Genomic DNA, 24085 nt, shown 5'->3' on the forward strand with positions numbered 1-24085 from the left:
TTCTGGGGCCGGCAGCGGGACTTGAACCCGCAACCCCCGTATTACAAGTACGGTGCGCTACCAATTGCGCCATGCCGGCTGACGCCGCTCATCCTACCGGTGAGGGCGTCCGGGGCTCACTCGCCCGACTTCTCCGAGAAGTTCAGCGAGATCGAGTTCATGCAGTACCGGTCACCGGTGGGGGTGCCGAACCCGTCGGGGAACACGTGGCCCAGGTGCGAACCGCAGCTCGCGCACCGGACCTCGGTCCGGGCCATGCCGAGCGAGTTGTCCTCGATGAGCTGCACGGCGTCGGGGTTCACCGACTCGTAGAACGACGGCCAGCCGCAGCCGGAGTCGAACTTCGTGCCGCTCTTGAACAGCTCCGCGTTGCAGGCCGCACAGGTGTAGACGCCGGCGCGCTCCTCGTCGAGGAGTTCACCGGTCCACGGTCGTTCGGTCCCCGCCTGGCGGAGGACGGCGTACTGGTCCGGGGAGAGCTCCTCGCGCCACTGGGCGTCGGACTTGTCGACGTTGTATGCCATTGGTTCCTCCTGCTTCCGGCCGGGCTCTTCCGGGCACTCCCGACCACTTCACTAAACTCGCCACGATGTCCGAGCATTCCGTGCACCACGCCCGCTGGACCCGTCTGACGACGGACGCACTGTACGGCATCGTCGTCCTGCGCAACCGCGTGTTCGCGCTCGAGCAGCGGGTCACCGCCGAGGACTTCGACGGCCGTGACCGCGAGCCCGACACCGAGCACTGGTGGTTCGGCACGGACACCGCTGCGGTTGGGTACCTGCGGCTCATCCGCCCGGCGGTGGACGAGGTCCACCCGGACGGCGCCGAGTCGCCGGCGTGGGTCATCGGGCGGGTCGCGACCGACCCGGACCACCGCGGGCAGGGGATCGCCGGCCGGCTCGTCGCCGCCGTCCTCGACGAGCACGGACACGATCCGTTCGTCCTGCACGCCCAGGAGTACGTCGCGGCCCTGTACGAGCGGTACGGCTTCGTGCGGTTCGGGGAGCCGTACGTGGAGGCCGGCATCCGCCACGTCGGCATGCACCGGCCCGGGCGCTGATGGACACCCGGGCCCGGTACGCCGCCTACGCCGACCGCATCGAGGCGGTCTCACCGTCGTACGCCGCCTGGGCACGGTCGCTCGACGACGCCCTCGTCGCGCTCCTCGCCGAGGTCCCCGAGCAGCAGCGGCAGCCGGAACTGTTCTTCGCGGTCGCGCGGCGGCTGGGCGCGGACCCGTCGGACCCGGGTGCGCTCGGCGCGCTCGGCCTGGAGGCCCGCCCCGCGCTGGTCACGGCCCTCGCGTCCGCCACGGTGCAGGCCAACGACCCGCGGCGGCTCGCCCCGGTCGTCCCGCTCTTCGCGGCGCTCGCCGAACGCTCCGTACGGCCGCTCGGCCTGGTCGATGCCGGGGCTGCCGCCGGGCTGTGCTCGATCCCGGACCGGGTGACGCTCGACCACCGGACGTCGGCGTCCCGGGTGTCGGCGGAACGCGCCCCGGTGCCGTCGTCGCGCCCCGACTCCTCGGGGCGCGACGACCACGGCGGGGCGCGCACCGAGCTCGTCCGGATGCACACGGCGGTCGACGAACCCGCGGTCCGTCTCGTCGCGGACGTCTCCGGGGTCCTTCCGGCTCCTGCGAGCAGGCCGATCCGGATCGGCGCGCGGATCGCGCTCGACCCGAACCCGATCGACCTCGCCGCACCGGGCGCGTTCGACCGGTTGGTCGAGGCGGTCCCGCCCGAGGCGACGGAGCGGATCGCCCTGATGCGCGAGGCGGCGCGCGCGACGCTCCCCGTGCCTCCAGACCGGCTCGTCGGCACGCTGCCGGGTGACCTCGACCGTGCACTGGACGCCCTGCCGGACGACGTCGAACCGGTCGTCCTGACCACCGGGACCCTGGTCTACGTGCCGGGCGCGGACCGGCAACGGTTCGTGGACCGGATCCGTGAGCGGGGGGTGCACTGGATCGCCCTCGAGCGCACCGGGATCCTGCGCGGGGTGGCCGCGACGCTCCCCGATGACGTCGACGCCGCTGACCCGGATGCGTTCGCGACGGCCTCGATCGACGGGGTCGCGGTCGCCGTCTCCGACCCGTTCGGTACCCGAGTGCGGTGGTTCCGTGCGCCGAACCTGTGACCAGTGTTCGCGACAGTCCAGCCCCGTGCCAGGGTCCGGATCGACTCCACCCCTACGATGTGCGAGACCCGTTACCCGACCGTGATCGGAACCGCCGTGACCAGCCCCACCGACGAACGCAGCACTGAGCAGCTCAGTGAGCTCGCCCAGCGCGTGCTGTCGTTCGAGCAGGACCGGGCACGGCACGACCGCACGAAGGAAGCGGAGATCCGGGTCGAGTTCGAGATGTCGGCGGCGCGCTACTACCAGGTACTGAACCGCGTGATCGACTCGCCCGCGGCACTCGCGTACGACCCGCAGCTCGTCAGCCGGCTGCAGCGGCTCCGGCACGCGCGCACCAGCGCCCGGGCCACGCGCAGCTTCGTCGCGCCAGGCGTGGCTCCCGAAGGACGTGAAGAGGAACGATGAGCACGAGATTCCCCCGAGACCGGTTCGACGACGTCGCCGACGGCCCGCGGGTCGGTGCGCACCGCGGTGCCCAGCGTCGCGGCCGTGGCTGGATCGCCTTCGCTTGGGCGGCACTCGCCACCGGGGTGCTCGTCGGCATCGGCGTGCTCGTGCTCGCGCTGCTGAACGGCAGCTACTCCTTCAACAGCTCGGACTCTCCGTCGGCGTCCACGTCGGCGTCCGCCACCGCGAAGCCCTCGGCGACGTCGAAGCCGTCCGCGTCCTCGTCGGCCGGATCGGGCTCCGCGGGGTCCGGCGCGGGCAGTGCCGCGGCCGCGACGCCGGCGCAGCAGGGCACCACCACCGTGGTGGTCCTGAACGGCACGACCACCACGGGCCTGGCAAGCCGGGCGAGTGCGGCGCTGACCGGTGCCGGCTGGCAGGTCGCCTCGACCGGTGACGCCGGCACGACGGGCTCGACGTCGACGATCGTCTACTACCAGCAGGCGTCGCAGGCGGCGGTCGCGCAGGGCATCGCGAAGCAGCTCGGGGTCACCGCGGTGCAGCAGTCGGCGGCGTTCCCGAACGCGGACGTGAGTGTCGTCCTCGGCGCGGACTACACCGGTTGATCCCGGCACCACCGCGTTTTTCGCGCATTGTGTGACGGGTGTGTTTCGGGCACGTTGAATTCTGACGGAATCGACGTGAAACAACGTCACACCTCTTGCCTGATCCGGCGCGTTCGGTCAGAGTCCCATGCAGACGACGATCACGTCGTTCCGCACTGCAGTACCAGGGAGCAAGAGATCATGGCCAACGGAACCGTGAAGTGGTTCAACGCTGAGAAGGGCTTCGGCTTCATCACCGTGGATGGAGGGGGCCAGGACGTGTTCGTGCACTACTCGGCCATCGACATGTCGGGTTACAAGGTCCTCGAGGAGGGCCAGGCCGTCGTGTTCGACGTCGGGACCGGGTCGAAGGGCCCGCAGGCAGAATCCGTCCGCCCCGCCTGAGCGGCACCACTTCCAGAACGCGCCGTCCCGTCAGGGGCGGCGCGTTCGTCGTGTGCGGGGGTGAGGACAGGTGCGGGGAGCGCGACCGCGGCGGTGGTGCGGGGTCCGCCGGACGTGGCGTGTCCTGGGAAGTCGTCACGAGCCTCCCGACTGTGTTGCACTCGCACCCGTCGAGTGCCAGAATCGGCGTTGGCACTCGCTCACGCTGAGTGCCAGCACGACCCCCAAGACGACGTCCGGGAGGGACGAAAAACCACATGGCTAAGATCATTGCTTTCGACGAGGAGGCCCGCCGTGGCCTCGAGCGCGGCCTGAACCAGCTGGCCGACGCCGTGAAGGTGACGCTCGGCCCGCGCGGCCGCAACGTCGTCCTCGAGAAGAAGTGGGGCGCCCCCACGATCACGAACGACGGTGTCTCCATCGCCAAGGAGATCGAACTCGACGACCCGTACGAGAAGATCGGTGCGGAGCTCGTCAAGGAGGTCGCCAAGAAGACCGACGACGTCGCCGGTGACGGAACGACCACCGCGACCGTCCTCGCCCAGGCCCTCGTCCGCGAAGGCCTGCGCAACGTCGCCGCCGGTGCCGACCCCGTGTCGCTCAAGCGCGGCATCGAGAAGGCCGTCGCCGCCGTCTCCGACCAGCTCCTCGCCAACGCGAAGGACATCGAGACCAAGGACCAGATCGCCGCGACCGCGTCGATCTCGGCCGCTGACCCGACGATCGGCGCGCTCATCGCCGAGGCCATCGACAAGGTCGGCAAGGAAGGCGTCGTCACCGTCGAGGAGTCGAACACCTTCGGCACCGAGCTCGAGCTCACCGAGGGCATGCGCTTCGACAAGGGCTACCTGTCGCAGTACTTCGTCACCGACCCCGAGCGTCAGGAAGCCGTCTTCGAGGACGCCTACATCCTGATCGTCAACTCGAAGATCTCGAACATCAAGGACCTCCTGCCGGTCGTCGACAAGGTGATCCAGGCGGGCAAGCAGCTCCTGATCATCGCCGAGGACGTCGACGGCGAGGCCCTGGCCACGCTCGTCGTGAACAAGATCCGCGGCATCTTCAAGTCCGTCGCCGTCAAGGCTCCGGGCTTCGGCGACCGCCGCAAGGCCATGCTGCAGGACATCGCGATCCTCACCGGTGGCCAGGTCATCTCGGAAGAGGTCGGCCTCAAGCTCGAGAACGCGACGCTCGACCTGCTCGGTCGTGCCCGCAAGGTCGTCATCACCAAGGACGAGACCACGATCGTCGAGGGTGCCGGCGACGCCGAGCAGATCGCCGGCCGTGTCCGCCAGATCCGTGCCGAGATCGAGGCGACCGACTCCGACTACGACCGCGAGAAGCTCCAGGAGCGCCTCGCGAAGCTCGCCGGTGGCGTCGCCGTCATCAAGGCGGGTGCCGCGACCGAGGTCGAGCTCAAGGAGCGCAAGCACCGCATCGAGGACGCCGTCCGCAACGCGAAGGCTGCCGTCGAAGAGGGCATCGTCGCCGGTGGTGGCGTCGCCCTCATCCAGGCCGGTGCCGTCGCACTCGAGGCCCTCGAGCTCGAGGGTGACGAGGCGACCGGTGCGAACATCGTCCGCGTGGCCATCGACGCGCCGCTCAAGCAGATCGCGCTGAACGCCGGTCTCGAGCCTGGCGTCGTCGCCGCCAAGGTGCGCGAGCTCGAGTCGGGTTGGGGCCTCAACGCCGCGACCGGCGAGTACGTCGACCTGATCGCCGCCGGCATCATCGACCCCGCCAAGGTCACGCGTTCGGCTCTGCAGAACGCTGCGTCGATCGCCGGTCTGTTCCTGACCACCGAGGTCGTCGTCGCCGAGAAGCCCGAGCGCACCCCCGCTGCTCCGGCTGGCGACCCGACGGGTGGCATGGACTTCTAAGTCCGCCTGACGGAAGGGCCCCGCACGCTGCGCGTGTGGGGCCCTTCTGTGTGTGCGGGTGGGTCTGTTGGTCACGACACCCCGCTCAGGCTCGCGGCGCGGTCATGAACCGTCGGTTTGGCCGCTTCCCGTCGACACTTCGTGACCGTCCGGCGGCGCAGGAGCGGGGAGTCATGACCGGCTCGTGGATGCGGCTTGCTCGTGTCGCGCCTCACCACTCCCGCACAGGAGGCCCGACTCACCTCGTTCTCCACAGGTTCCGAGCGCAGGTGGTCGGCTCGCGTGCCCTGCAGCGACCATGACGGCATGCCAGCTGCCCGTCGCCTCCCCGCTCCGTTCGACCGATCCACCTTCCGCGTGGCCGATGCCGTGGGTGGTGGCATTCATCCGGAACGACTCCGACGTGCCGACCTGGCAGCCCCGGTCCACGGTGTCCGCGCTCCGATCGACTCGGTGGACTTCATCGACGCCGTCGCCCTGGTCATGCGTCCCGACCAGTTCTTCAGTCACACGACCGCCGCTGCGATCTGGGGTGCGCCACTGCCGCAGTCGGTGCAATCGCTCCGGACCGTGCACGTCTCCACTGTGGGAGACGGGGTCCGGATGCGTCGGCCGGACGTGATCGCGCACCGCATCCGTCGGCCGACCGTCGTCGAACACCGCGAGCGCCGGGTCAGTTCGCCCGCGCAGATGTGGTTCGAGTGCGCCGGTGTCGTGGACCGTGACGGCCTGGTCGCGATCGGGGACCACCTCGTCGGAGTGTCGGGTCTCGCGACTGCGGACGACCTCCGTGCTGCGATCCGTCCCGGCACACGCTTCGCGCTCGCTGCTCGGCGCGCGCTGGAACTCGTCCGGGCCGGGGCGGAGTCGCCGCAGGAGACCTGGCTCCGTCTGGCAGTGGTCGAAGCGGGGTTCCCCGAGCCGGAGCTGAACGTCGACGTGCACGACGGTGCGGGACGGTTCCTCGGCCGCGTCGACATGGCGTGGCCGGAGTTCGGCATCGCGTTGGAGTACGACGGCGATCACCACCGCGAGCGTGACACCTTCCGACACGATCAACGACGGGACAACGGGTTCGTGGTGAACGACTGGCTCGTGATCCACGCGACGGCGTCGGACGCCCACCGGCCCGCACTGTTGTTCGAGCGGCTCCGGCAGGCGTTCGAGGTCCGTGCGGTCGGAAACCGTCGGCGCTCGGCGTGAGAGCAGCATGTGCCACGCGGATGAGTACTTCGTCGGGCGGTCACGACATGTCGTCGGCTGTGCGCCGGTCGGTCACGAACGGTCGGTCAGCGAGTGCGCAGACGACAGATCGTGACCACTCGGCGGCCGTGAACGGGGTGTTGTGACCAGCCGGGACGCCGCGGGACGGCCGGGACGCCGCGGGACGCACGGCCCTCGCCGGTCAGGCGGTCAGGCGGCGAAGTCGCGGGGGAGCAGGGGGAGCCAGACGCGGAAGGTCGCGCCGCCGCCCTCGGTGTCGAAGACCTCGACCGAGCCGTGGTGCGCCGCGACGATCCCGGACACGATGGCGAGTCCGAGACCCGAGCCACCGGTGTCGCGTGCGCGCGAGGTGTCGGCACGCCAGAAGCGCTGGAAGATCTTCTCGCGCAGCTGCGGCGGGATCCCCTCACCGTGGTCGATCACGTCGAGGTGCGCCATGCCGCGCTCGTCGTCCACGCCGATGCCGATCTCGATCGGGTCGTCGTGCGCCGTGAACCGCATGGCGTTGCCCATCAGGTTCGTGACGATCTGGCGGATCTTGTTCTCCTCTGCCAGGACGATCGGCGGGCGCTTCGGCAGCACGACCGTGGGCAGCGGCGTGGTCTCGTCGGTCGGTGTGGCGCCGGCGTCGATGTTCATCGCGCGCGTGCGGCGGGCTCGGAGGCGCGCGATGGTCTGGCGCGAGAACGCGATCGGGCCCGTGGTGTTCGCCGAGGTCGGCGACACGGGCGGTGCCTCGCCGGTGTCCGGAGAGACGACGGACGACGGGGACGACGACGGACGGACGGCCTGCGGCACGCTCTCGCCGGTCAGGGAGTCCTCGACGAGGACCTGGATCTCGCGGTCGGGGTTGGAGGCCATGGTGTCGAGCGCCGAGTCGCGGGCGATGGCGACGAGGTCGACGGGGCCGAGCTCGAGCGGCTTGGACTCGTCGATGCGGGCGAGCTGCAGCAGGTCCTGCACGAGCAGGCCCATCCGCTGCGCTTCCTTCTCGATGCGCTCCATCGCCTGGGCGACGTCTTCTTCCTTGCGGAGGGCACCCATCCGGTACAGCTCGGCGTACCCGCGCAGGGACACCAGCGGGGTGCGGAGCTCGTGGGAGGCGTCCCCGACGAACCGGCGCATCTGGTCGATGGTGCGCTCACGGTCCTCGAACGCGGAGTCGATCCGCTCGAGCATCACGTTGAGGGAGCGGTTGAGCCGGCCGACCTCGGTGTTCGGGGTGTCGGCTTCGAGGCGCTGGTTGAAGTCACCGGCGGCGAACCGGGCCGCGGTGTCCTCGACGTCGCGCAGCGGGTCGAAGGTCGCGGTGACGAGCAGCCGGGTGAGCATGGCGCCGAGCAGGATGACCGAGGCGCCGAACCCGAGGAAGATCGCGGTGAACTTGCCGATCGTCTCGTCGGTGCCGGCACTGGAGACCGCGATGAGCACGTAGCCGGTCTCGGTGGTGCCGTCGGACTGGTTCTGCAGCGACGCCGGGATGATCTGGGCACGCCACTCGTGGTCGTGCTGGCTGTCGTAGAGCGAGATGCGCTGGTTCGACTGCGCGGCCTGCACCAGGGTGGCTTCGCGGACGTCGGGCCGACTCGACGCCTTCGTCTGGCAGATCCGGTCGCCGTCGGCGTCGTACGCGGCGACGTAGGCGCTCTGCGACACCACGACGGACAGCTTGCAGTACTGCTCGCCGTCACTGATGTTCTGGCCCTCGAGCTGCTCGGTGGTCTGCTTGACCGTGTTGTCGAGCTGCTGCATGAGGTAGGTGGACAGCACCGTCATCGTGCCGAGTCCGGCGACGAGCAGTCCGAGCGCGACGAGGAGCACCGTGATCCCGGTGATCTTGGTGCGCAGGGAGATCCCGTCCCACCAGTGGTTCATTCGCGTGTGCATGCTGCCTCAACGATAGACAGCGGCCGCCCGGTGAAACCGGACGGCCGCCGTGAAGTCGAGCCCCGAGGGGCCTTGGCCCCTAGGAAGCCTTGGACGCCTTCAGCATGTAGCCGAAGCCGCGCTTGGTCTGGATGATCGGCTCGGCGGAGTACTGGTCGAGCTTGCGGCGCAGGTACGAGATGTAGCTCTCGACGATGCCCGCGTCGCCGTTGAAGTCGTACTCCCACACGTGGTCGAGGATCTGCGCCTTCGACAGCACGCGGTTCGGGTTGAGCATGAGGTAGCGGAGCAGCTTGAACTCGGTGGGGGAGAGCTCGATCTGCGCGTCACCGATCGTGACCTCGTGCGTGTCCTGGTCCATCGTGAGCTCACCGGCGCGGATGATCGCGTCTTCCTCGTCGTTCATGGTGCGACGGAGGATGGCCTTGATGCGGGCGACGATCTCGTCGAGCGAGAACGGCTTGGTGACGTAGTCGTCACCACCGACGGTGAGGCCGGTGATCTTGTCCTCGGTGTCGTCCTTCGCCGTCAGGAACAGGATCGGCGAGGTGTAGCCCGAGGAACGCAGGCGCTTGGTGACGCCGAAGCCGTTCATGTCGGGCAGCATCACGTCGAGGATGATGAGGTCCGGCTCTTCTTCCAGCACGGCGGAGATCGCCTGTGCGCCGTTGCCCACCGCACGCACGGCGAAGCCGGCGAAGCGCAACGAGGTCGTCAGGAGGTCGCGGATGTTCGGCTCGTCGTCGACGATCAGGATCTTGGGGCCATCGCTCATGGTCTTATCTTCTGACTGTTCCCTCGGGGTTTCCTGAGAGCGCTTCGTACGTCAGCCCACGGGCGTCTGGACCTGGTCGGCGTCGAGGATCGTGTAGGAGTACCCCTGCTCCGCCAGGAACCGCTGCCGGTTCTGCGCGAAGTCCTGGTCGACGGTGTCCCGGGCCACGAGCGTGTAGAACGAGGCGGGCAGGCCGTCCTTGTTCGGTCGGAGGAGTCGGCCGAGCCGCTGCGCCTCTTCCTGCCGGGACCCGAACGAGCCGGACACCTGGATCGCGACGGTCGCGTCGGGCAGGTCGATCGAGAAGTTCGCGACCTTGGACACGACGAGCACGTCGACCTCGCCGGACCGGAACGCGTCGTACAGCCGCTCCCGTTCGTCGACCGGGGTCGCTCCGGTGATCTCCGCCGCGTCGAGCGACGCGGCCAGTTCGTCGAGCTGGTCGATGTACTGCCCGATCACCAGGATCTGCTCACCGCGGTGCTTCTCGATGAGTTCCCGCACCACCGGGGTCTTCGCCGGCGACGTCGCGGCGAGCCGGTAGCGCTCGTCGTCGCTCGACGCCGCGTACTCCAGGCGGTCCTGGTGCGGCAGGTCGATGCGGACCTCGTAGCAGGAGGCCGGCGAGATGTAGCCCTGCGCCTCGATCTCCTTCCACGGGGCGTCGTAGCGCTTCGGCCCGATGAGCGAGAAGACGTCGCCCTCGCGGCCGTCCTCGCGCACGAGCGTGGCGGTGAGGCCGAGGCGTCGGCGGGCCTGCAGGTCGGCGGTCAGCTTGAACACCGGAGCGGGGAGCAGGTGCACCTCGTCGTAGACGATGAGGCCCCAGTCGAGGGCATCGAGGAGCGACAGGTGCGTGTACTCGCCCTTCCGACGGGCGGTGAGGATCTGGTACGTCGCGATCGTGACCGGCCGGATCTCCTTGACGCTGCCCGAGTACTCGCCGATGTCCTCCGGCGTCAGGGTCGTGCGCTTCAGGAGCTCGGTGCGCCACTGCCGCGCCGAGACCGTGTTGGTGACCAGGATGAGCGTCGTCGCCTTGACGGTCGCCATCGCACCGGCGCCGACGAGCGTCTTGCCCGCGCCGCAGGGCAGCACGACGACGCCGGAGCCCTGGGCGAAGAACGTGTCGACCGCCTGCTCCTGGTACGGCCGCATGTGCCACTCGGCGGTGTCCAGGTCGATCGGGTGCGGCTGGCCCGGGGTGTAGCCGGCCAGGTCCTCGGCCGGCCAGCCGAGCTTCACGAGTTCCTGCTTGATCTGCCCACGCGCCCACGGCTGCAGTTCGACCTCCGTCGAGGACCGCATGTCACCGAGCAGCGGCTTGATCCGCTTCGACCGGATGACCTCGGCGAGCACCGACGGGTCCTCGGCGGTGAGCAGCAGGAGCGGCAGCCGCTCGAGTTCCTCGGCGGGGGAGTTCGCGATCACGGGCGCGTCGGGGCGTTCCTCGCGACGGATCACGAGTCGTCCGTAGCGCGAGACCGTGTCGCGGATGTCGACCGTGACGCTCTGCGGCACGGGGAACTTCGCGAAGCGTTCCAGGGTGTCGATCATCGCCTCGGCGTCGTGGCCCGCGGCGCGCGCGTTCCAGAGTCCGAGTCGGGTGATCCGGTAGGTGTGCACGTGCTCGGGAGCGCGTTCGAGCTCGGCGAAGGCCGCGAGCTCGTGGCGTGCGTCCTCGGCGTCGGGGTGCGCGACCTCGAGGAGCACGGTGCGGTCGCTCTGCACGATCAGCGGTCCGTTCATGACCTGCCAGCCTAGCCGTCAGCGCCTGCGTACTGGTGACCGCACGGCTCAGGCGTCGCTCTCGACCGACACGACGAGCGACAGCGGCAGCGTGCGCTCGACGTCGACGGCGGTGTCCCGCCCGCGGACGCGTCCGGCGGCGACCGACGTCGGCACGATCGAGAACGGTCGCTCCGAGCCGTCCGGCATCCGGACGGTCACGCGGATCGGCGTGCGCCCGCGGACGGCCAGGTCGATCTGCCGACCGAGCCACTCCTGCTCCGGCTCCGCGTCGCCGCGCCGGGTCGTCAGGCGGAGCCGTTCGACGAGTGCGTGCGCCGACTGCTCCGGCGAGCGTCCGGTGGGGCTGCGCCGGCCGGGAGGCCCGTGGTGCGCCTCGGGACGGGCTGCGGTCGTCAGGACGGCCGGGTAGCGCTGGTCCTCGAGCGCGTTGTGCACGACGTGCGGCGGGTAGCGCGTGGTCAGCGTCGTCAGGTCGGGCCGGTCCCAGGCGAGCTGCCGGAGTTCGGCGTCGACCCCGATCAGGTCGAGCTGGTCGGGGGTGCCTCGGACCTCGGTGCCGACACCGCCGGGTCCCCGGTCGACGACGATGCTGCCGTCGCGTCCGGCGACCTGGTCGATCAGGTAGGCCAGGGGCTGCGGGATACCGGTGGCCGACAGTCGCCCGAGCAGCGCCAGCAGGTCGTCGCGGGAGTGCCCGGCCCGGAACGCCGTGCGCAGGGTGTCCTCGGAGATGCGGTACCGCGCCGCGAGCCCCGGTGCCTCGAGCACGGCGACCGTGCGCAGGGCGTCGTCGTCCACCGGTGCGAGGGGCCCCGGCGCGATGACGGTGAGGTCGTGCTGCAAGTAGACCCGTTCGACGGTGCCCGGCAGGTCGTCGGCGGCCTGCTCGGCGTCGCCGTCGAACAGCGCCCGGCCCGTGCTCGTGACGAGACCGTCGACGGCCAGGCCGAGCGACGCCGCGGTGCCGGCGACGTCGAGCAGCAGGGCGTCGAGCCAGCGGGATCCGGCCGGGTAGGCCCAGCGTCCGAGCGGTACGAGGTCGCGCAGGTCGCCGTCGGCCCGCGCGAGCACTTCGTGCACGGCCGGCGGGAGGGTGTCCGACCACGCGGCCACCAGCGACACCCAGCGCTCCGGCCAGCTGGCGAGCAACCAGGCGTGCCCGGCGTCGGTGACGATCCAGCGTCCGGTGTCGGGGTCGGCGAACCCGATGCCGTCGAGCAGCGCCAGGCGACCGGCGACGAGTTCGGCGTCGGTGCCGATGCGCTCCGCGAGGGTCCGGGCGAGCGGCATGCCGATCCCGCCCTTGACGAGTTCGCGGACCGCGCCGGCGTCGACCGCCCGCAGCAGCTCCGCGAGCACGGTCATCGTCGCGAACGCCTGTTCCGCGCCCGTGGTGCGCGCACGCTCGAGCGCCGCGGCGTCGAGGACGGGAGCAGCGGGGCGGACCGGCTCCGGGCCTCCAGGCTGTTCGTCGAGTGAGGTGAGGTCGGGGTGGGCGGCCACGCGTGCGGCGACCGCGTCGTCGACGGCGCCGTCCTGGTCGGCCAGGCCGAGCTCGACCGCGGGGCCGAGCGCGTCGACGGCACCGCCGTCGCGGAGCGCCAGGATCGTGGCGCGCGGCAGGTGCTCGACGGCGGCGTCCACCGCGTCGTCGCCGCGGAGCGCCTCGGCGAGGTCGAAGAAGTCGGTGATGCGCTGCGGGCCGGTCTCGGCGAGTGCAGCGGTGGGGAGTCGCCTCGCCGCGACGAGGCGCTGGAGCGCGTCGTCCGGCATCGCCCGGAGTCGGGCGGCGAGGTCGGCGGTGGTCGTCATCGTCCGGTGCCAGCGTCCGGGGCGGACGTCAGCGAGCCGTCCGGTTCGCTCGTGCGCGACGCGTCCAGGTGATGGCGAGGAGCGTGAAGACCAGCACCATGCCGATCGGGAAGCCGATGAGCGGGACCGCCATGATCACCGGCCACGGCATCGACGCCTGCGCACTCGAGGCCGTCAGCCACATGACGATGATGGCAGCCATGCAGAGGAAGGCAGCGATGAAGATGCCACCGATCATGAACGCCAGAGCGCGTTCGGTACGATTGAACGTCAGCGGGGGTTCTGCGGAATCCTGCGGGTTCCCGGTTGATCGGGTCGGATTGGCCATCGACCCAGGATATCCGACGCACCACGGCCGTACCACGACCTCGAGGAGTCCACGCATGCCCACCGGCAAGGTCAAGTTCTACGACGACGACAAGGGCTTCGGCTTCATCACCGGAGACGACGGCGACCAGGTGTTCCTGCACGCGTCCTCGCTGCCCGACGGCGTCGTGACCGTCAAGGCCGGCACGCGGCTCGAGTACGGCGTCGTCCAGGGCAAGAAGGGGTCGCAGGCGTTGTCCGTGCGGCTGCTCGAACCCCAGCCGTCGCTGTCGCGGATGACCCGTCGCTCCGCGGACGACATGGCCGTGATCGTCGAGGACCTGGTGAAGGAACTCGACCGGATCAGCGGAGACCTCCGCCACGGCCGCTACCCGAAGAACGGCGATCGCATCGCCGCCATCCTGCGGCACGTCGCAGACCAGTTGGAGGCGTGACCCCATGACCGAGTCCGAGACAGCAGGGGCCGAGTCGGCTCCCGACGCAGCGTCGACCGACGCCGTGTCCATCGACGCAGCGCCCATCGACGCAGCGTCCATCGACTACACCGACCTGGCGCGCGAGGCGTTGCTCGAGGTCACCCCCGAGTCGACCGTCGGCGCACCCGTCGGCACCGTTGACGAAGGGGACGGCGTCGTGTCCGTCCTGTTCGCCAACCGCCTGCCCGGGTACCCCGGGTGGCGCTGGACCGTCAGTGTCGCGAAGATCGGCGACGACGAACCCACCGTGCTCGAGGTCGAGCTGATGCCCGGGGACGGCGCGCTCGTCGCACCCGAGTGGGTTCCGTGGTCCGAGCGGCTGGCCGAGTACCGGGCCGCGCAGGAGCACGAGGCAGAGGACGGCGAGTCGGACGAGGACGACGAGTCGGACGATGACGATGACGACGACGAGTTCGACGACGAGTCGGATGACGACGAAGACGAGTCGGACGACGACGAAGACGACGACTACGACGACTCGGACGACGAGGACGACGACGAGTCGGATGATGACGACGACGAGTTCGATGCCGACGAGGATGACCTCGACGAGTCGGACGACGACGACATCGAGGGCGTGGACGTCGATGCGCTCGCCGATGTGAGCGACACCGACGGTGCCGACGGTGCCGACGAGGATGAGGCTCCGCAGTCGCCGCGCCGCCGCCGTGCCCGCCGCGTGCAGCCGGTCGAGCCCGACGCCGACCTCGAGGTGGACCAGCTCGACGCCGGCGAGGCCGACCCGGACTTCCACCGCGCCTGACGCACCCGCACCGACGAACGAACTGGCCCGGCACCACCGATCTGGTGGTGCCGGGCCCGTTCGGCGTTCCGGCGGGTGTCCCCGGCGTCAGCGCAGGGCGTCGACCGTGAAGTCGATCGCACGCACGAGCTTCGCGACGTCGTCCGGGTCGATCGCGGTGAACGTCGCGACGCGCAGCTGGTTGCGGCCGAGCTTCCGGTACGGCTCGGTGTCGACGATGCCGTTGGCGCGCAGCGTCGCGGCCACGGCCTTGGCGTCGATCGAGTCGTCGAGGTCGATCGTGGCGACGACCTGCGACCGCGCAGCGGCGTCGGTGACGAACGGGGTGGCGTACTCGCTCGCCTCGGCCCAGTCGTAGATCGTCGACGACGAGGTCTTCGTGCGGAGGTCCGCCCACGCCAGACCGCCGGACTCGTTCATCCACCGGACCTGCTCGTCGAGGAGCAGCAGCGTGGAGATCGCCGGGGTGTTCAGGGTCTGGTTCAGGCGCGAGTTGTCGACCGCGTTCTTCAGCGACAGGAACTCGGGGATGTACCGGTCCGATGCGGCGATGCGCTCGATCCGCTCGATCGCCGCGGGGGAGAGCAGTGCGAGCCAGAGCCCGCCGTCCGAGGCGAAGTTCTTCTGCGGCGCGAAGTAGTAGACGTCGGTGGCGCTGACGTCGAACAGGGCACCACCTGCGGCGCTGGTCGCGTCCACGACGGTCAGGGCACCGGCGTCACCGGTCGCTCGGACGACCGGGGCCATGACGCCCGTCGAGGTCTCGTTGTGCGGGTAGGCGTAGACGTCGACGCCGTCCACCGGCTCGAGTGCGGCGAGGGAGCCGCCCGGCGCTTCGACGACGTGCGGAGCCTGGAGCCACGGGGCTGCGGCGGCCTTGGCGAACTTCGACCCGAACTCGCCGAAGGACAGGTTCTCGGCCCGACGCTCGATGAGGCCGAAGGCGGCGGCGTCCCAGAACGCTGTCGAGCCGCCGTTGCCGAGGACGACCTCGTAGCCCTCGGGGATCTGGAACAGGTCGGCGAGGCCGGAGCGGACGCTGCCGACCAGGTCCTTCACGGGCTTCTGGCGGTGCGAGGTGCCGAGGACCGTGGCGCCGCGCGTCACGAGTGCCTCGAGCTGTGCACCGCGGATCTTCGACGGACCGCAGCCGAAGCGACCGTCGGTGGGGAGGAGTTCGGCCGGGATGACGATGTCTGCCATGCACCGATCCTACCGACGCCGATCCGCATGCCCCCGCCCGTGTACCGGCCGGACGGGGTGGGTCCGGCGCACCCGCTCACCGCGTCCGATGACCCTTTCTCACGTGTGCCCGGGCGCCGGTCGGTGTTCGTCGGTGCGAACAAGTAGTGTGGTCGGCGCTGGGCCCAGACATGAGAGGCGGACCGTGACCGATCTCGTCGACACCACGGAGATGTACCTTCGCACCATCCTCGACCTCGAAGAAGAGGGGATCGTGCCGCTGCGTGCGCGCATCTCCGAGCGCCTCGGGCACTCGGGCCCGACGGTCTCGCAGACCATCGCCCGGATGGAGCGCGACGGTCTGGTCGTCGTCTCCGGTGACCGGCACCTGGAGCTCACCGACGAAGGCCGTTCCCGCGCCACCCACGTGATGCGCAAGCACCGTCTGGCCGAGCGCCTGCTGGCTGACGTCATCGGACTCGACTGGGCGTTCGTGCACGACGAGGCCTGCCGGTGGGAACACGTCATGAGCGAGCAGGTCGAGGTCCGTCTGCTCGAGATGCTCGGCAACCCGACCGAGTCGCCGTACGGCAACCCGATCCCCGGGCTGGCCGAGATCGGTGGCCCCGCGGCCGCGGGCTTCCTCGACGGCGTCCACAACATCGTCGCCGCGACCGAGGGCACCGACGCCGTGGCGACCGGGGTCATCCGGCGCCTCGGTGAGCCCGTGCAGTTCGAGCCGGAGCTCCTCCACCAGCTCCGCACAGCGGGCGTCATGCCCGGCCGGGTCGGCAGTGTGCAGCGTGCGGGGGCCTACGTGGCGGTCCGTGTCGAGGGCGAAGACTCGGGCATCGAGCTCCCCATCGAGGTCGCCCAGCACGTCTACATCGAGCGCGACTGACCCCTCCGGGGTCGTCCCTGAGAGTCTTTACCGATTCGTTACCTCGGGGCGTTTTGTCTCGACACGGTAACGACGCCTCCGTACACTCGTCCGAGTCGCCGTGCTGCCCCTGAGCCGGAGACCCGTGGCAGGACGTCTCGAACCCGTCTCCTGCCTCGATCGGAAACGATGACGAACGGATGGGGTTGCACACCGCCGGACACCCACGGCGGCGTGATGACGAGACGTTGGAGACACACCTCTTGACGCAGACCGGTACCGCCGCGGACGACCAGACGCCCGCGAACCCGACGAACACCGAGAACGCCACCACCGCCCCGCTCACCCGGCGGGCCGTGCGCGAGACCGAGGGCCGAGCCGTCCGCAAGGTCGTGCCGGTGCGCTCCGCTCCGCTGCCCGGCGGTCGTCGTGCCGCGCAGGCCGCCGCCGCCGCGAGCACCGCGAAGGCCAGCTCGGTGTCGCGGAAGCGCAAGTTCCTCGCGCCCGTCGTCCTCACCGTCGCCGCCGGCATGTTCGGGACGGTCGCGGTCGCTCCGGCCTTCGCCGCGACGTCCGCCAGCAACTCGACCGTCGCCGCGGACGCCCAGCGTCAGGTCCGCGCCACGCAGAGCCAGGAGCTGTCGGTGTCCGACGCCGTGGCGCTGGCGGACACGAGCCGTGACGGCTACGGCGCCACCTCCACCGCGACGCTCAACGCCGAGAAGGCGGCCGCGCAGGCAGCCGCCGACCAGGCCGCTGCAGCGAAGCAGGCCGCAGCTCAGGCGAAGGAGACGCAGGCCGCCCGCGCCGCGACCGCGAAGCAGTACGCCTCGTACACCGGGCCGTCCGCGGCGGAGTACGCAGCCAGCTCGTCGGCGGCGAACACCCCGTTCTCGCTGCCGGCCGTGGTCAACACCGCCAAGCAGTACATCGGCACCCCGTACGTCGTCGGCGGCGCTGACCCCTCGGGCTTCGACTGCTCCGGCTTCATCATGTTCGTCTACGCCCAGTACGGCATCAACCTGGCGCACTCGGTGCCGCTGCAGGACCAGGCCGGCACCACGATCCCCGAGTCCGAGGCGCAGCCCGGCGACGTCGTCATCTTCAACAACGAGGCGCACGACGGCTTCTACATGGGCAACGGCATGATCATGGACGCCCCGAAGCCCGGTGGCGCGGTGTCCATCCGCCCGATCTGGACGAGCGACTACCACATCGTCCGCTTCGGCATCTAGCGAACACTGCCCCCGGGGGAGTGTGAACTTCTCCAGAACCGGCCCGCACACCCTCGTGCCGGGCCGGTTTCTGGGTTAACCTGACGCTGCACCGGTCCGCACCGGCGCGAACAGGAGACCCTCATGTCGACGTTCCGCACGACCCGCACCATGGGTCGGCGCGCGCATGTCGACATATGGTCGAGCACAGCCTGCGTGCACGAGCACGCCCCTGCATGACGAGAGCACTGCCCATCCGGGTGGTGCTCTTCGTGGTTCCAGGGGTGTGAACAGGCCGTGTTCACCCGTTCCGCGTCGTCGGTCCGACGCACCCGCAGCGCCTGGAAGCCGTCCAGGCACGTCGGAAGGGAACCCATGCGCACTCTCGTCCTCAACGCCGGTTACGAGCCCCTCGCGGTGATCTCGTTCCGACGAGCCATCGTGCTGGTCATGAACCAGAAGGCCGCCGTCGTCGCGGCCGACGTCGAACACCCGGTCACCGGGTCGACGTCCAGCTACGAACGTCCGACAGTCATCATCCTCACCCGCTACGTCCGCATCCCGCACTCCCGGCTCGTGCCCGTGTCCCGTCGCGGCGTCCTGCGTCGCGACGGCAACCACTGTGCCTACTGCGGCCGGCACGCCACCACCATCGACCACGTGCACCCGCGGTCGCGCGGTGGGCAGGATTCGTGGGAGAACCTGGTCGCCTGCTGCCTGACCTGCAACAACACCAAGGGCGACCGCACCCCGCAGGAGATGGGGTGGCGCCTCCGGTTCCCGCCGAAGGTGCCGCACGGGTCCTCGTGGGTCGTGCGTGGCATCGAGCGCCCGCAGGCGGAGTGGGACGAGTACCTCGTGGCCGCGTAGCGGCCGTCGGTAAGAGGCACCACGAGACGGACGGGAGGCCCGTGGCGACGCCGCCACGGGCCTCCCGTCCGCCCTGACGCGCGTGCAGGGCACGCGGCTCCGCAGTCGACGGGACCGCCGCGCCACGCCGGGCGGCACCGAGACCACCTGACCCGGCCGGGCTGTCCGGACAGGTGCCGATCGATTTCACCTGCCGTCCACGCCGTGTGCACCGGGACGGAACCCCGCCCCACCGGTTGCCTGCGACAGTTGCGACGTCCGCACCGGACCGGCGTCCCGCACTGCCCGAAAGGTCTCCATGCCCCGCTCCGCACGCACCGCACTCGACACCGAGACGGACCACCAGCCACTGACCGAACGGTACGACGTCGTCGTGGTCGGCGCGGGCATCGTGGGACTCGGCATGGCGTACGAGGCACTCCGGCAGGGCGCCCGGGTCGCGGTGGTCGACCGTGCGGGTGCGGTCGTCGGGGCGAGCGTCCGGAACTTCGGCCACGCCTGCGTCACCCCGCAGACCGGCGAGGCAGCCGGGTACGCCCAGGAGGCACGCCGCCGCTGGCTCACACTCGCGCAGCTCGCCGGCTTCACGGCTCGGGAACTCGGTGCCCACGTCGTCGCCCGTCGCCCCGAGGAGATGGCGGTGCTCGAGGAGTACCGCGACTCGGGCGCGGAGGTGCGGCTGGCCGACGCGGTCGAGATCGCCGCGGCCGTGCCGGTCGACCCGGACACCGCCCTGGGCGGCGCGCACCTGGCGCACGACCTGCAGGTCGACCCCCGGGAGGCAGCACCCGCGATCGCGCGCTGGCTCGCCGAGCAGGGGGTCACCTTCCTCTGGCGCACCCCCGTGCTCGAGGTCGCCGCCGGCGCCGTCCGCACCGGTCGCGGCGTCGTCGAGGGGACCAGGGTCGTCGTCTGCACGAACCACGACCTCGACCAGCTCTTCCCGGAGCTCGCCGAGTCGATCGGCCTGGTCCGCTGCCGGCTCCACATGCTGCGTGCGACGATCCCGCTCGCCTTCCCAATCGCCACACCGCTGCTGACCGGGTGGTCGCTGCTGCGCTACTCGGGGTTCGCCGCGATGCCCGGAGCGGGAGCACTGCGGGACCGGCTCGCCGCCGACCTGCCCGAGGGAGTCCGCTGGGACCTCAACCAGATGTACACGTCGCCGCCGGACGGCAGCGTCATCGTCGGGGACACCCACGAGCGCGGGGTCGACGCACCGCCGTTCCAGGACGAGGACGGCTTCCGGCTGCTCGTCACCGAGACCGAGCGCCTGTTCGGTGCGCCGGTCTCCGTGGTCGACCGGTGGCAGGGCGTCTACGCCTCGGCGCCGGGGCGGGAGTTCCTCATCGACCAGCCGCTGCCCGGCGTCGACGTCGTGACGGTCACCACGGGCATCGGCATGACGACCGGCCTCGGCATCGCCCCGGCGGTCCTCGGCTGAGGGGGACCGTCAGCCGCGCAGCCGCCGACCAGGCCGACCAACGCTGCGACCCCGGCGGCCTCTGGCACCGGCGAGGTCGTCACGCGGTCGTCACACCGCGGCCACGGCCTCGTCGACCTCGGCGAGCACCGACGGAAGCTCGGCGACCGAGTCGAGGACGTGGGTGTGCTCGACCGTCGCGAAGTCCGCGTCCTGGTGCGTCCCGGTCCGCACGCCCGCCACGACGGAGGCGCCGGCGCGGTGCCCGGTGAGCAGGTCGGCAACGGTGTCACCGACGACCGCCACGGCACGGACGTCGTCGGTGCCGGTCCGGAGCACGGCGGTGAGCACCATGTCCGGGTACGGGCGCCCGCGCCCGGCGTCGGCGGGGGAGAGCGCGAGGTCGACCAGCGGCCGCCAGCCGAGCAGGTCGAGCACCGCGTCACGCGTCGCGGGCGAGAACCCGGTGGTCAGCGCGATCTGCCGACCCGCGGCGCGGAGTGCGACGAGCGTCTCGACGGCACCGTCCACCGGCCGCACGCCCCGGTCGAGGGTGCGTGCGTAGGCGCGTTCGAACGCGGTGTTCGCAGCCTCGGCGCGGACGGCGTCCCCGTCGAAGAGCGCCGTGAAGACGGCGATCTTCGACTGGCCCATGGTGTCGACGGCGTACTGCACGGCGTGGTCGTGCTCGGCGCTCCCACGCTCGAGGCCGACGTCGGTGAGCGCGGTGCGGAAGGCGTCGAGCACGACGCCACCGTCGTCGACGGTGGTTCCTGCCATGTCGAGGCAGACGAGCGAGATCATGGGACTCCTGGGTACGTGCCGCCACGCCGGGACCGGCGCGGTCCGACCAGCGTCGACGCACCCCATGGCGGGCAGACGATGCGCGGGTGTCCGCCAGGTGAACGCCGCCGGGAGGCTCGTCACGGCCTGTGCGGACATGCAGCCGGTCCGCCAGGGGGAGCGGCTCCGGTCCGCGCTCGCCGATCTGCGTCGGTGGCGCCGCGTAGCGTCGGCCGCATGGGCGAGACACCGCACATCGACGGCGCGACCATCGACGACCTGCGCGCGCGGCTGCGTGCCACACGCTGGCCGGACGCACCCGCCGGGGTCGGCTGGTCGCTCGGTGCCGACTACGACGTCCTGCGGCCACTCGTCGAGTACTGGGCCGACGGCTTCGACTTCGACGCGCACCGTGCCGCGCTCGCCGCGCTGCCCTCGCGTCGTGCCGTCGTGGACGGCATCGGCATCCACGTGCTGCACGCCCGGGCCGCACAGCCGGACGCGCTGCCGGTCCTGCTCGCGCACGGCTGGCCGGACTCCGGCTGGCGGTACCGGAAGGTGCCGCCGATGCTCGTCGACGCCGGGTACGACGTCGTCGTGCCGGACATGCCCGGGTACGGCTTCTCGGATGCGCCGCCGCAGGTGCTCGACGCCCGGCAGGTGGCCGGCATGTGGGCGACACTGATGACGGATCTCGGGTACGAGCGGTTCGCGGTCTCCGGTGGCGACATCGGCACACACGTCGCCCGGTACCTGGCACTCGACCACCCCGACCGGGTCGTCGCCGTGCACCGCATCGACGGCGGGCTCGCCTGGCCGGGGCTCGACCCGTCGACGCTGTCCGCCGCCGAACGGGAGTTCGTCGCCGCGACCGACCGCTGGCGCACCGCCGAGGGCGCCTACGCGATGCTGCACCGGACGAAGCCGCAGACCGCAGCGGTCGGGCTGAACGACTCACCCGCTGGGCTGGCCGCCTGGATCGTCGAGAAGCTCCGGGCGTGGAGCGACTGCGACGGCGACCTGTGGTCGGTCTACACGCGCGACGAGGTCCTGGCGCTGCTCACCGAGTACTGGGCCACCGCCACGATCGGCTCGGCGATGCGGATGTACCACGCGAACGCCGCGATCCCTGCGGAGCAGCTGGAGCGACGGGTCGAGGTGCCGTCCGGGTTCTCGATCTTCCCCGGCGACCTGGTGCGGGCGCCGCGCGAGTGGCTCGAGCGGACCACGAACCTCGTGTTCCACCACGAACTCGACCGCGGCGGGCACTTCGCGCCGTTCGAGCAGCCCGACCTGTTCGTCGACGAACTGCACGCGTTCCTGGGCCCCTTCCGCCGCTAGAGTGGACGGGCCAGCCTCTGTAGCTCAATGGAAGAGCAGTTCCGTCCTAAGGAAACGGTTGGGGGTTCGAGTCCCTCCAGGGGCACAAACAACCGGAAGTACGGCGGTCCGCAAGCCCAAGTTTCACCCAGGTCAACGGTTACCCAGCGGTCATGACCGCCGGTCCGACACGAAAAGCGGCTGCATCCAAGTGGATGCAGCCGCTTCGTCGGTGTCGGGGCCGGGTCAGTCGATCGGCGTCTGCATCGGGGCGAGCATCTGCAGGGCTACTCGCGCGTCAGCGGGTGCCTTCCTCGCCTTCGGGACGCCCCATCAGGCGACCCGCACAGCGTCAAGCCACGCGAGGATGACAGCCCGGTCGCAGCACACACGGCCGCCAACCTTGTGCGCGGATGCGGGACACAGCGGGACATTCCGGGAAGTGCCAGAAAAAGCCCAGGTCAGTCTTGCTTGCACTCACTCCGGTCTCTCCGCGCACACCGGCACCGTGCCGTTGCTGCGTTTGACCCTCCCTGCTTGCTCTGACTGGGTTTTCTTGAAACCTGCAGCAGTCCCGCCGACGGCGCTGACGAGGGCTGTGCCGGTGGACGCACCGAGGATGAGGCTCTGCACGCCCGCAGCTACTGCGCGTCTCGAAACCCGATGAAGATGTGCCGGAGTTCAAGCATGTCCTCAGCGTCCGCGTCGGCGTACCGTCCCGACACCGCTGGTCAGCAGCGCTTGGTGCCGCCGACGCCGTTGTCGGTCCAGCAGCCACCGCCGCCAGAGCCGACTCCGCCGCCACCGACGAACTCTGGGCCCTTCCGCGGCGCAGTGGAGCCCCACGGAGCGGTCACCCTGTCGCTCTGCCCGGACGTCGTTCCGCCCGTCGCCGGCCCGCCACCAGTCGAGCGCTGCGTCACACCGGACTCGGTGCTGGTTTCCGCTGTCGCCGCAGCTGCGCGTGCGGCTGCCTGGCGGGCAGCGTCCGCGGCCGCTGCTCGCCGGACGGCTTCCGCTTCCGCGGCCTTCTTCGCGGCGGCTTCCTCGGCAGCTCTCTTCGCTGCTGCCTTCTCCGCGGCGACGCGGGTCGTCTCGTCCGCCTGGAACGTCTGGAAGTCATCAGCCAGGTCAGTTGCCGCCGTGGTGAGTTGCTTCGAAGTCATCGCCAGAACCGCCGCGCGCTCGGTGACCGCTTCCGCGTCGCCGCGGGACTCACATGTTGGCGCGGTCGCCAGCGACTGCAGCTTCTTCTGCTGGGTGGTGACGGCGGCGAGCCGGTCCTTTCCGCTGCTGCCGTGTGGCTGCGCGGTGGAGGCGGGCTTGTCGGCGTACTTCTTCGACGTCCAGCCGTCCGTGTGCGGCAGCTGCGTCGCCTCGGACTTCTTCACCGCGGTGTCGGCCGCGGCTGTCGCCCTCTTCGCGACGGCAGACGCCTTCGACAGCTTCCCGCGGGCAGCGTCACACTGACGGACCGTCTCCGCGTTCGCAGCCACAGTCACGCCGGTGCCGACGGCGATACCGCCGAGGATGACGGCCGCGGCTGTCGCGATGAGGGCGTTTCGGCGGCGATTCAGTACAGCGATGATGGGACTCCTACAGTCGGGGGGGCACGATGACCTGTCGGCCAGGTCGGCGAATCTGTCAGGTGTTCGGGAGCTGCCGGTCCACGATGCGGTCGGTCAGGATTGCCTGACCGACCTTGACGTTCACACGCAGCAGGTCCTTCTGCACACCGGCGAACTCGCCGACGGCGAGACGCGGTCCGAGCGCTTCCCGGTTCAGCACCTTGTGCACGACCTGCAGCGCGGCCCTGACACCGGCGCTGCGAAGTCGCTCCGCCTCCTCGGACAGGGTGGTCGCGAGGTCCGGGATCTCGTCGAAGGGGTGCGGCATGCTGCCCCTATGCGCGGACCGGCCGCACCTCCGTGGCGGGAGGTTGTGCCATCCTGGTCAGTCTCGGGGGAGGGGAAAC

The 24085-nt window shown here is 70.5% G+C and carries 24 protein-coding genes and 2 tRNA genes; 15 read left to right on the top strand and 11 right to left on the bottom strand.

The genetic code is table 11. The features are described 5' to 3' along the window. Window positions 1–3 precede the first annotated feature (3 nt). Window positions 4–79: transfer RNA gene (locus QRN30_RS12810), tRNA-Thr, on the bottom strand. Between the two features lie 37 nt (window positions 80–116). Beyond that, window positions 117–524 (bottom strand): peptide-methionine (R)-S-oxide reductase MsrB, encoded by a 408-nt coding sequence (gene msrB / locus QRN30_RS12815; protein ID WP_017888054.1) that lies wholly within the window; start codon window positions 522–524, stop codon window positions 117–119. Window positions 525–589: 65 nt separating this feature from the next. Between msrB and QRN30_RS12820 the strand changes: the two genes are divergently transcribed. From QRN30_RS12820 to QRN30_RS12850, 7 genes are all read left to right on the top strand, one after another. Next, the gene (locus QRN30_RS12820) at window positions 590–1063 is read left to right on the top strand and encodes a GNAT family N-acetyltransferase (protein WP_042539303.1); all 474 of its coding nucleotides are present in this window, start codon (window positions 590–592) and stop codon (window positions 1061–1063) included. Beyond that, window positions 1063–2142, top strand: coding sequence for a DUF2332 family protein (locus tag QRN30_RS12825; protein ID WP_284761180.1), 1080 nt, complete (start codon window positions 1063–1065; stop codon window positions 2140–2142). Before QRN30_RS12820 ends, QRN30_RS12825 begins: the two co-directional genes overlap by 1 nt. Window positions 2143–2238: 96 nt before the next feature. Further along, window positions 2239–2550 (top strand): DUF3263 domain-containing protein, encoded by a 312-nt coding sequence (locus QRN30_RS12830; RefSeq protein ID WP_231564081.1) that lies wholly within the window; start codon window positions 2239–2241, stop codon window positions 2548–2550. Next, window positions 2547–3158 carry a LytR C-terminal domain-containing protein gene (locus QRN30_RS12835; RefSeq protein ID WP_017888050.1) on the top strand — a complete coding sequence of 204 codons (612 nt, stop codon included), beginning with the start codon at window positions 2547–2549 and terminating at the stop codon, window positions 3156–3158. The genes QRN30_RS12830 and QRN30_RS12835 overlap by 4 nt, the downstream gene beginning before the upstream one ends. A 180-nt stretch (window positions 3159–3338) precedes the next feature. Further along, window positions 3339–3542 (top strand): cold-shock protein, encoded by a 204-nt coding sequence (locus QRN30_RS12840; RefSeq protein WP_017888049.1) that lies wholly within the window; start codon window positions 3339–3341, stop codon window positions 3540–3542. Between the two features lie 257 nt (window positions 3543–3799). Beyond that, window positions 3800–5422 (top strand): chaperonin GroEL, encoded by a 1623-nt coding sequence (groL, locus tag QRN30_RS12845; RefSeq protein ID WP_017888048.1) that lies wholly within the window; start codon window positions 3800–3802, stop codon window positions 5420–5422. Between the two features lie 306 nt (window positions 5423–5728). Beyond that, window positions 5729–6625 carry a hypothetical protein gene (locus QRN30_RS12850; protein WP_214518648.1) on the top strand — a complete coding sequence of 299 codons (897 nt, stop codon included), beginning with the start codon at window positions 5729–5731 and terminating at the stop codon, window positions 6623–6625. 210 nt (window positions 6626–6835) lie between these two features. Here QRN30_RS12850 and QRN30_RS12855 read toward each other — a convergent pair whose 3' ends face one another. The 5 genes from QRN30_RS12855 to QRN30_RS12875 form a co-directional block, all read right to left on the bottom strand. After that, window positions 6836–8533 (bottom strand): sensor histidine kinase, encoded by a 1698-nt coding sequence (locus tag QRN30_RS12855; RefSeq protein ID WP_031260211.1) that lies wholly within the window; start codon window positions 8531–8533, stop codon window positions 6836–6838. 79 nt (window positions 8534–8612) lie between these two features. Next, the gene (locus QRN30_RS12860) at window positions 8613–9308 is read right to left on the bottom strand and encodes a response regulator transcription factor (protein WP_017888045.1); all 696 of its coding nucleotides are present in this window, start codon (window positions 9306–9308) and stop codon (window positions 8613–8615) included. Between the two features lie 51 nt (window positions 9309–9359). Beyond that, window positions 9360–11057 carry a DNA repair helicase XPB gene (locus tag QRN30_RS12865; protein ID WP_017888044.1) on the bottom strand — a complete coding sequence of 566 codons (1698 nt, stop codon included), beginning with the start codon at window positions 11055–11057 and terminating at the stop codon, window positions 9360–9362. 48 nt (window positions 11058–11105) lie between these two features. Beyond that, window positions 11106–12872: a helicase-associated domain-containing protein gene (locus QRN30_RS12870; protein WP_284761181.1), complete on the bottom strand. Its 1767-nt coding sequence runs from the start codon at window positions 12870–12872 to the stop codon at window positions 11106–11108. Between the two features lie 28 nt (window positions 12873–12900). After that, window positions 12901–13200 carry a hypothetical protein gene (locus QRN30_RS12875; protein WP_167578319.1) on the bottom strand — a complete coding sequence of 100 codons (300 nt, stop codon included), beginning with the start codon at window positions 13198–13200 and terminating at the stop codon, window positions 12901–12903. A gap of 55 nt (window positions 13201–13255) precedes the next feature. Here QRN30_RS12875 and QRN30_RS12880 point away from each other — a divergent pair, with 55 nt between their 5' ends. Together QRN30_RS12880 and QRN30_RS12885 are read left to right on the top strand one after the other, a co-directional pair. After that, window positions 13256–13633 carry a cold-shock protein gene (locus tag QRN30_RS12880; protein ID WP_017888041.1) on the top strand — a complete coding sequence of 126 codons (378 nt, stop codon included), beginning with the start codon at window positions 13256–13258 and terminating at the stop codon, window positions 13631–13633. Between the two features lie 4 nt (window positions 13634–13637). Next, complete coding sequence (locus QRN30_RS12885) at window positions 13638–14438, top strand: DUF3027 domain-containing protein (RefSeq protein WP_284761182.1); 801 nt, start codon at window positions 13638–13640, stop codon at window positions 14436–14438. Window positions 14439–14525: 87 nt separating this feature from the next. On the opposite strand, the gene serC is transcribed toward QRN30_RS12885, so the two are convergent. Continuing rightward, entirely contained in the window at window positions 14526–15641 is a 1116-nt protein-coding gene (gene serC, locus QRN30_RS12890) for a phosphoserine transaminase (RefSeq protein WP_056071769.1), read from the bottom strand. A 184-nt stretch (window positions 15642–15825) separates the two neighbouring features. On the opposite strand from serC, the gene QRN30_RS12895 reads away from it, so the two are divergent. The 4 genes from QRN30_RS12895 to QRN30_RS12910 all read left to right on the top strand — a co-directional run bounded on the left by QRN30_RS12895 (window position 15826) and on the right by QRN30_RS12910 (window position 20028). After that, window positions 15826–16521, top strand: coding sequence for an iron-dependent transcriptional repressor DtxR (locus QRN30_RS12895; RefSeq protein WP_140448489.1), 696 nt, complete (start codon window positions 15826–15828; stop codon window positions 16519–16521). Between the two features lie 242 nt (window positions 16522–16763). Further along, complete coding sequence (locus tag QRN30_RS12900; RefSeq protein WP_051067405.1) at window positions 16764–17735, top strand: C40 family peptidase; 972 nt, start codon at window positions 16764–16766, stop codon at window positions 17733–17735. 354 nt (window positions 17736–18089) lie between these two features. Then, the gene (locus QRN30_RS12905; protein WP_159556992.1) at window positions 18090–18584 is read left to right on the top strand and encodes an HNH endonuclease; all 495 of its coding nucleotides are present in this window, start codon (window positions 18090–18092) and stop codon (window positions 18582–18584) included. 298 nt (window positions 18585–18882) lie between these two features. Continuing rightward, window positions 18883–20028 (top strand): TIGR03364 family FAD-dependent oxidoreductase, encoded by a 1146-nt coding sequence (locus QRN30_RS12910; protein ID WP_284761183.1) that lies wholly within the window; start codon window positions 18883–18885, stop codon window positions 20026–20028. Between the two features lie 90 nt (window positions 20029–20118). On the opposite strand, the gene QRN30_RS12915 is transcribed toward QRN30_RS12910, so the two are convergent. Further along, the gene (locus QRN30_RS12915; protein WP_284761184.1) at window positions 20119–20811 is read right to left on the bottom strand and encodes an HAD family hydrolase; all 693 of its coding nucleotides are present in this window, start codon (window positions 20809–20811) and stop codon (window positions 20119–20121) included. 216 nt (window positions 20812–21027) lie between these two features. Here QRN30_RS12915 and QRN30_RS12920 point away from each other — a divergent pair, with 216 nt between their 5' ends. Both QRN30_RS12920 and QRN30_RS12925 read left to right on the top strand, forming a co-directional pair. Beyond that, entirely contained in the window at window positions 21028–22131 is a 1104-nt protein-coding gene (locus tag QRN30_RS12920) for an epoxide hydrolase family protein (RefSeq protein WP_284761185.1), read from the top strand. Between the two features lie 13 nt (window positions 22132–22144). After that, window positions 22145–22216, top strand: a tRNA-Arg gene (locus QRN30_RS12925). A 625-nt stretch (window positions 22217–22841) separates the two neighbouring features. Here QRN30_RS12925 and QRN30_RS12930 read toward each other — a convergent pair. Together QRN30_RS12930 and QRN30_RS12935 are read right to left on the bottom strand one after the other, a co-directional pair. After that, window positions 22842–23501, bottom strand: a complete 660-nt coding sequence (locus QRN30_RS12930; protein ID WP_284761186.1) for a hypothetical protein — start codon at window positions 23499–23501, stop codon at window positions 22842–22844. Between the two features lie 253 nt (window positions 23502–23754). Beyond that, a complete protein-coding gene (locus tag QRN30_RS12935; protein ID WP_042540092.1) occupies window positions 23755–24006 on the bottom strand; it encodes a hypothetical protein in 252 nt (83 codons plus the stop codon). Between the last annotated feature and the right edge of the window lie 79 nt (window positions 24007–24085).

The organism is Curtobacterium sp. MEB011 (assembly GCF_030209655.1).
GTDB lineage: Bacteria > Actinomycetota > Actinomycetes > Actinomycetales > Microbacteriaceae > Curtobacterium > Curtobacterium poinsettiae.